Raw genomic sequence first — 8,147 nt, 5'->3', positions numbered from 1 at the left:
TTTCTTATTTGTGGCGTTTTGTTTTTTTTCTCCCCTTTGGCCGCGGGGGGGTTTGGGTGTGGGGGTTCTCCCCTAACCGCCCCACGAGGGTAGGTCAGGCCCCGATCGTCAGGCGATCCCCGTCGTCGGTGACACCCACGTGCACGGTGTCGCCGTCGCGGATCTCACCGGCGAGCAGCTTCTTGGCGAGCGGGTCACCGATGGCCTGCTGGATGAGGCGACGCAGCGGTCGGGCACCGTACTGCGGGTCGTACCCGCGCACCGCGAGCCACATCCGGGCGGCACCGTTGACGTCCAGCGTGAGCCGGCGCGCCGCGAGCCGCTCGGCGAGCTGACCGAGCTGGATCTCGACGATCTGCTCGAGCTGCTCCTCCGACAGGGAGTTGAAGATGACGACGTCGTCGAGCCGGTTGATGAACTCGGGCTTGAACGCAGCCCGCACCGCGGCCATCACCTGGTCCCTGTCGCCACCCGAACCGAGGTTCGAGGTGAGGATCAGGATGGTGTTGCGGAAGTCCACCGTGCGGCCCTGACCGTCGGTGAGCCGGCCGTCGTCGAGCACCTGCAGCAGCGTGTCGAACACGTCCGGGTGGGCCTTCTCCACCTCGTCGAACAGCACCACCGAGTAGGGACGGCGACGCACCGCCTCGGTGAGCTGACCCCCGGCCTCGTAACCGACGTAGCCCGGAGGTGCACCGACGAGCCGCGCGACCGAGTGCTTCTCGCTGTATTCGGACATGTCGATCCGGACCATGGCGCGTTCGTCGTCGAACAGGAAGTCCGCGAGCGCCTTCGCGAGCTCGGTCTTGCCGACACCGGTCGGGCCGAGGAACAGGAACGAGCCGGTCGGCCGGTTGGGGTCCGCGACGCCGGCGCGGGCGCGGCGCACCGCGTCCGAGACGGCCTGCACGGCCTCGGTCTGCCCGACGACACGCTTGCCGAGTTCGTCCTCCATGCGCAGCAGCTTGGCGGTCTCGCCCTCGAGCATGCGGCCCGCGGGGATGCCGGTCCAGGCGGCGACGACGTCGGCGACGTCGTCCGGTCCGACCTCCTCCTTGAGCATCACGTCGCCGTCGGCGGCGGCACCGGAGGCTTCCGCGGCGGCCTGGAGTTGCTTCTCCAGCTGAGGGATTCGGCCGTACCGCAGCTCGGCGGCCTTGCCGAGGTCGCCGTCGCGTTCGGCTCGTTCCTCCTCACCACGCAGGGCTTCGAGCTGTTCCTTGATCTGGCGGACGGAGTCGATCGCGGCCTTCTCGTTCTGCCAGCGGGTGGTGAGCTGGTTGAGGCGTTCGCGTTCGTCTGCGAGTTCGCTGCGCAGCTTCTCGAGCCGCTCCTTCGAGGCCTCGTCGGTTTCCTTCTGCAACGCCATCTCCTCGATTTCGAGGCGACGGACGATGCGTTCGACCGTGTCGATCTCCTCGGGACGCGAGTCGATCTCCATCCGTAGCCGGGACGCGGCCTCGTCGACGAGGTCGATGGCCTTGTCCGGCAGGAACCGGGAGGTGATGTACCGGTCCGAGAGGGTCGCGGCGGCGACGAGCGCGGAGTCGGTGATGCGCACGCCGTGGTGCACCTCGTACCGCTCCTTGAGCCCGCGCAGGATGCCGATGGTGTCCTCGACACTCGGTTCGCCGACGAGCACCTGCTGGAATCGACGTTCGAGGGCGGCGTCCTTCTCGATGTACTTGCGATATTCCTCGAGGGTGGTCGCGCCGACGAGCCGCAGCTCACCGCGGGCCAGCATCGGCTTGATCATGTTGCCGGCGTCCATCGCGGATTCACCGGTGGCGCCCGCGCCGACGATGGTGTGCAGCTCGTCGATGAACGTGATGATCTGACCGGCGGACTGCTTGATCTCGTCGAGGACGGCCTTGAGGCGTTCCTCGAACTCGCCGCGGTACTTGGCGCCGGCGACCATCGACCCCAGGTCCAGGGCGATGACGGTCTTGCCGCGCAATGACTCGGGGACGTCGCCGGCGACGATGCGCTGCGCGAGCCCTTCGACGATGGCGGTCTTGCCGACGCCCGGCTCGCCGATGAGGACCGGGTTGTTCTTCGTGCGGCGCGAGAGCACCTGCACGACGCGCCGGATCTCGTTGTCGCGCCCGATGACCGGGTCGAGCTTGCCTTCGCGGGCACGGGCCGTGAGGTCCGTCGAGTACTTCTCCAGCGCCTGGTAGGTCGTTTCCGGGTCGGCGGTGGTGACGCGGCCGGTGCCGCGCACGGCGGTGAACGCCTCGCGCAGCGCGGCCGGGGTGGCACCGTGGCCGGCGAGGAGCTTGGCGACGTCCGAGTCGCCGCTCGCGAGCCCGACGAGGACGTGCTCGGTGGAGACGTATTCGTCGGAGAGCTCGGTCGCCAGATGCTGGGCAGCGGTCATCGCCGCGACGGCCTCGCGGCCGAGTTGCGGTGTGGTGGTCGCGCCACTGGCCTTGGGCAGCCGGTCGACGAGGTTCTCGGCCTCCCGCCGGACGACGAGGGGATCGACGCCGACGGCCTTGAGCAGCGGCGCGGCAATGCCGTCGGTCTGATCGAGCAGCGCCACCAGCAGGTGGGCAGGTCGGATCTCCGGGTTGCCCGCAGCGGACGCCGACTGGAGCGCAGCGGTCAGTGCAGCCTGGGTCTTCGTGGTCGGATTGAACGAGTCCACTACGGGCCCCTTCCATTCTCGAGTGTGTCCGTATCAATTCTTACGCCCGCAGTACCGTCCGCGGGAACTCGATGTGATCAACGGGTCCAAAGTTGAGTTTGTTCCACTCAAGTTTGGGAATTTCGGTGATCTGCGTCACCCTCCCGCTTCCAGTGTGCGCTATCCGCCGCGGTCGGACGTCACCTGTTGGTGGCGCAATTGATCAAGGAACAGCTACAGTGGCGGCCGACCAGCAGGAACAGCACGTGGGAGGGTGGCGTGGAGGCCTTCGCCATCGCCCGTGTCCAGCTCAGTTTCGCGTCGATCGTCGCCACCCCCACCGGCCCCGAACGGTTCGCGTCCGCGTTCTACACCGCACTGTGGGCGGACAACCCGTCCCTGCGCGAGCTGTTCCCGGCGGGCATGGAATCGATGCGGCACCGGTTCGCGACCGCGGTCGGGTGGGCCGTCAACCGGCTCGGCGATTTCGCCGTCGTCGAGGCGTTCCTCTCTCAGCTCGCCCGTGACCACCGCAAGTACGGGGTGCGACCCGAGCACTTCCGGGCGGCCGGGGCGGCGATGCTCGTCGCGGTCCGCGAGTGCACACCGCTGATCCTGTGGACGGCCGCGCTCGAACACACCTGGCGCGAGATCATCAGCCGGCTCGTCGCCGCCATGGCCATCGCGTCCGCGGAGGACGACCTGCCCGCCGTGTGGGGCGCGACCGTCGTCGGCCACGAACGGGTGATGCCGGACCTGGCGATCATCCGGCTCGAGACCGACTCCCCCATCCCGTACCACGCGGGTCAGTACATGAGCGTGCAGACCCCGCACCGCCCGCAGATGTGGCGGTACCTGTCCGCGGCGATCCCGCCGAACCCCCAGGGGCAGATCGAGTTCCACGTCCGGCGCGTGTCCAGCGGCTGGGTGAGCCCGGCACTCGTCGGCGAGACCGCGGTCGGCGACCGGTGGGTCATCGGCCCGCCACTCGGCGGTCTGCACGTCGACCGGTCGCGCGGCGACGTGCTGATGATCGCCTCCGGCACCGGCCTGGCCCCGCTGCGCGCGCAGCTCATGGAAATGGCGATGCGCGGGGACAATCCGCGCGTCCACCTGTTCTACGGCGGCAAGTACCCGTGCGACCTGTACGACATCGAGACGCTGTGGCACCTGGCGATGACCAACCCCTGGCTCACCGTCGTCCCGGTCGTCGAGGAGAAGGAAAACCCTTGGTGGCACCCGGTTCCCGTGCTGGAACCGCCGACCGGTCTGCACCGCACGATGTACGGCAAGCTCGGTAAGGTCGTGGCCCAGTTCGGGTCGTGGGCGGACCGGCAGATCCAGATCGCCGGCTCCCCCTCGATGATCAAGACGACGCTGTACGCCCTGTCCGCGGCCGGAACACCGCGCCAGAACATCAGTTTCGATCCGCTGTAGTGCGGCTGACGCCGCCCGTGTGCCTTTGTGGCGGTTGGCGCCGCCACATGTGCACACCGCGGGGTTATCCCCACCCGCCCTGTTCATCCACAGATTTCGCCGATCCGCCGTTCGCGGACGTCTCCGCGCGGTCTACACGGCAATCATGAGGGCGTGTCGTTCCTTCCGGAGATCCCCGAACTCGACCGGGTCGTCGCGTTCCAGCACGGCATCGTCACCCGCGCCCAGCTGATGAATCACGGATTCACGTGGCACGGGATACGCCACCGCCTCGACCGAGGTCGCTGGCAGCAGGTCCTCCACGGCGTGTATTCGGTGACCACCGGCCCGTTGCCTCGCCCGGCGATCCTCGCCGCCGCCTTGGCGTTCTGCGGCGACGTCGCGGTCCTCAGCCATCGCACGGCCGCCGAGGAATGGGGGTTGCTGCCGATCGACCCGCTCGCACCCGTACACGTCACCGTCCCGTTCGGTCTGTCGACGAGGGGTCAGCCCGCGACCTTCGCGACCGCGCAACCCCGCGACGTCCGGCTGCCGCACTTCGGGGAGATGCTGCATCCGGGGGTGATCGTCCACCGCAGCCGCGCGCATCCGCATATCGCGGTGCCGACGATGCCGCCGCGCACGAGCACCGCCGACACCGCCATCGATCTGGCGACGGCCGAACCCACTGCGCAGGACGGTTACAGCGCCCTGGTGTGCATCGTGACGAACGGGCGGATTCCCCTGTCGGAGGTGCGACGTCGCATGCACGAGCGCAAGCCGTATCGCTACCGCAGGACACTCGAGGATGCCGTCGGGTTGCTCGCCTCGGGCGTCCAGTCGATGCTCGAGTTCCGGTACGCCACCGACGTCGAGCGCCGCCACGGTCTGCCGTCGGCGGACCGTCAGACCCCGGTGGTCGTCGACGGGCGAACTCTGTACGAGGACTGCACGTACGACACCCACGGAGCCGCGTTGACGGTCCGGCTCGACGGGCGCCGGTTCCACGCGATGGCGGAGGTCGCCTTCCGCGACCGTCGCCGGGACAACGCCGCCGAACTGGCCGGCCGGTCCCGATTGGTCTACGGCCACGACGAAGTCGTCCGCGACCCGTGCGGCGTGGCGGCCGAGGTCGAAGCGGTCCTCGTCCGCCTCGGGTGGCGACGTCGCTCACCGTCCGAGTGCAGCTGCGCTGCCGGTGTGTCTTTTTGGCGGCCCTGACCGCCACAAAGGCACACCGGCGGCGTCAGCCGCACTTACCGGTAGGAGGCACGCAACGTCTTCTTGTCCAGCTTCCCCAGCGGAGTCAACGGCAGCGCATCGAGGAAGTCGACGGACTTGGGCGCGTGCACCGAACCCTTTGCAGCGCGCACGCTTTCGATCAACTCCTCGGCCGTGACCGTCTGGCCGTCGCGCAGCACGACGCAGGCCTTCACGGCCTCGCCCCACTTGACGTCCGGCACCCCGACCACCGCGACCGACGCGACCGCGGGATGCGAGGAGATGACGTCCTCGATCTCGCGGGGGAAGACGTTGAAACCGCCCGTGACGATCATGTCCTTCTTGCGGTCGACGATGGTGAGGAACCCGTCCTTGTCCGCGCGGGCCACGTCGCCGGTGTGCAGCCAGCCGCCGCGTAGCGCCTCGGCGGTCTCGGCGGGCTTGTTCAGGTAGCCCTTCATCACCAGGGGGCCGCGCACGCAGATCTCGCCGAGCTCGCCGCGCGGCACCTCGTTGAGGTCGTCGTCGAGCAGGCGCACGTCGAGCCACGGCACGGGCCGGCCGCAGGTGGCGAGGCGCTCGGGGTCGTCGGCGATGTGCTCGCTCTTGCGGAGCACCGAGATGGTCATGCCGCACTCGGACTGCCCGTAGAACTGGAAGAACACCTGACCGAGCCGCTCGATGCCCTCACGCAGCCGCGCCGGCGACATCGCCGAGGCGCCGTAGAACAGCGTCTGCAGGCTGGACAGGTCGCGCTTGTCGAAGTCGGGGTGGTCGAGCAGCATGTAGATCATCGTCGGCACGAGCATCGTGGCGTTGATGCGGTGCTTCTCGATGGTCTCCAGCACGAGCGCCGGATCGAAGTACGGCAGAACGTACAGCGATCCGCCGCGCAGCAGGGTGGGGACGAAGAACGCGGCGCCCGCGTGCGAGAGCGGCGTGCAGATCAGGAACCGGGGTTCCTCGGGCCATTCCCATTCGGCCATCTGGATCTGGGTCAGCGCGACACCGGACCGGAACGCCCCCATCACACCCTTCGGCTTGCCGGTGGTGCCGCCGGTGTAGACGATGCTCGAGGTGTCCTCGGCGTCCACCGGTGCGGCGACGAGGCGCTGCGGTGTGAACGTCGCCGCGAGTGCCAGGATGTCGGTGCCGACCTCCGACGGACCGAGCGAGAACACGTTCTTCAAAGTGGGGACCTGCGCCTTCAGTTCCGCGGCGCGTTCCTCGAAGTGGTTGGGATCGAAGATGAGGGTCTCGATCGCGGCGTCCTCGACGATGTACAGGTGATCCGTCAGCGACCCCATCGGGTTCAGGGCGCTGTTGCGGCAACCGGCGATCATCGTCGCGCCCATGGAGATGAGCACCTCGGGGCGGTTCTTCGACAGCATGGCCACCGACGAGCCCTGCCCGACGCCAACGGACGCGAGCGCCTGCCCGAACCGGCTTATCTCGTCGCGCATTTCACCACCGGTGAGCACCACGTCGCCGAGGTACAGCGCGGGCTTGTCGGCGCTTCGGTCGAGTGCGGTGATCAGCAGGTCCCCGGTGAACACGGGCCGGTGCAGGTCGGCGTACTCCTCGGTCATGGTCGTCCTTCCGCTCGTGGTGACGGCGTGGGGTGACGGCAGCTCCGCCGGTGTGGGCTCCGTCACCTGCTGTCCGTCACGATAACCGCCGGACGCCGAAAACTGAAACATGTTGCATTTCGCTGCCCGCAGGCACCGGAGAAGTCACCCGCCCGCCGCGGCCGCGAAGGAACCGTCGGACGCCACCGGATCACCGAGCCGCGGCACGTAGTGCGACCATGCCAGCCGCGCCACCAGGTCGCGCCGGCTGTGCACCCCGGTCTTGGCGAAGATGCTCTTGAGGTGGTCCTGCACCGTGTACGGGCTGATGAACAGGGCTCGTCCGATCTCCTCGCGGGTGCGTCCGGCCAGCACCTGACGCACCACGTCGGTTTCCCGCGCGGACAGGCCGTGAGCCGCGGCGATGAAGGTGACGACCTCGGGCAGGTGCGCTCGCTCGATGTTGACCACCACCCCGGGTGGCCCGGTCCTGTCCGCGGTGCCCACGGCCCGCAGCACGACCCATTCGCCGTCGAGTGTCCTGGCCCGCACCACGACCGGCCCGCCGCCGGAGGAACGAACCCGCATCGCGATGAAGCGCACCAGCAGTTCCCCCGCCGGCCGGGCGGATGCCGTCCAGCCGAGCCGGTCGAAATAGGCCCGCGCCGCAGGTGTCGTCATCGCCGGTTCGTCGTGGTCGTCCACGATCACGACCGCAGGACCGTCATCCGACTCCGAATTCGTGTACGCGGCCTGGCGGAGCAGGCTCGTCCGGAGACCGTCACCGATGTCGCGAAGGACCGCGGTGAGGGTACCGATCTCGGCGTCGGTGAACGCATGCATCTCGGATCTCGACAATTCGGCTACACCCCAACATGTTCCGTCACGGCCACGGAACAACATGCGCACGTCGTCGTCGACGCCGATCGGTTCGAGGAACTCGCGGTACGGCCGGGAGGTCCTGAATCGCCCACCGGTCACCTGCCGCACACTGCAGATTGCACCCGGTCGGCGAAACAATTCGTCGAAACTGAAGGTATCCGGGTCCGGTCCGTATTCGAGTTCGGCGCAGAGCTTTCCGGCATAGTCGTCGAAACCGATGTTCGTCGCCGCCGTCGGAACGCGGACTGCGGGATCCAGGAGCGCCACAACCCCGCCGTCGAACGGGACCTGTTCGCGGAGTGCATCGAGAATCTGCGTCCGAAAATCCGCGGAGTCGGTCGCAGTCCGTACTGCGCGACGGACCGTCGACTTCAACCGGGCGGCAGAGCGCGCCGCGTCCATGGAGCCAGTATTCCCCACGAAAGTGGGAT

5 protein-coding genes are annotated in these 8,147 nt (G+C 68.3%); 2 read left to right on the top strand and 3 right to left on the bottom strand.

The genetic code is table 11. The features are described from left to right. Positions 1 to 94: 94 nt before the first annotated feature. Positions 95 to 2,650 (bottom strand): ATP-dependent chaperone ClpB, encoded by a 2,556-nt coding sequence (gene clpB, locus ACWDUD_RS23250; protein WP_450110819.1) that lies wholly within the window; start codon positions 2,648 to 2,650, stop codon positions 95 to 97. Between the two features lie 258 nt (positions 2,651 to 2,908). Here clpB and ACWDUD_RS23245 point away from each other — a divergent pair, with 258 nt between their 5' ends. Together ACWDUD_RS23245 and ACWDUD_RS23240 are read left to right on the top strand one after the other, a co-directional pair. Continuing rightward, entirely contained in the window at positions 2,909 to 4,066 is a 1,158-nt protein-coding gene (locus tag ACWDUD_RS23245; protein ID WP_450110818.1) for a globin domain-containing protein, read from the top strand. 153 nt (positions 4,067 to 4,219) lie between these two features. Then, complete coding sequence (locus tag ACWDUD_RS23240; RefSeq protein WP_450110817.1) at positions 4,220 to 5,266, top strand: type IV toxin-antitoxin system AbiEi family antitoxin domain-containing protein; 1,047 nt, start codon at positions 4,220 to 4,222, stop codon at positions 5,264 to 5,266. 35 nt (positions 5,267 to 5,301) lie between these two features. Here the strand turns inward: ACWDUD_RS23240 and ACWDUD_RS23235 are convergent, their stop codons facing one another. Next, the gene (locus ACWDUD_RS23235) at positions 5,302 to 6,855 is read right to left on the bottom strand and encodes an AMP-binding protein (RefSeq protein WP_450110822.1); all 1,554 of its coding nucleotides are present in this window, start codon (positions 6,853 to 6,855) and stop codon (positions 5,302 to 5,304) included. 144 nt (positions 6,856 to 6,999) lie between these two features. After that, positions 7,000 to 8,118 (bottom strand): response regulator transcription factor, encoded by a 1,119-nt coding sequence (locus tag ACWDUD_RS23230; RefSeq protein WP_248672939.1) that lies wholly within the window; start codon positions 8,116 to 8,118, stop codon positions 7,000 to 7,002. Positions 8,119 to 8,147: the final 29 nt, after the last annotated feature.

Source organism: Rhodococcus sp. NPDC003382 (genome assembly GCF_053589135.1).
This window is presented reverse-complemented; position numbering and strand designations above follow the sequence as displayed.

What these genes read in the sequence shown, in the direction of transcription:
- ACWDUD_RS23235 (WP_450110822.1), bottom strand. Translation starts at nt 6,855, where the DNA reads ATGACCGAGGAGTACGCCGACCTGCACCGGCCCGTGTTCACCGGGGAC.
- ACWDUD_RS23230 (WP_248672939.1), bottom strand. Translation starts at nt 8,118, where the DNA reads ATGGACGCGGCGCGCTCTGCCGCCCGGTTGAAGTCGACGGTCCGTCGC.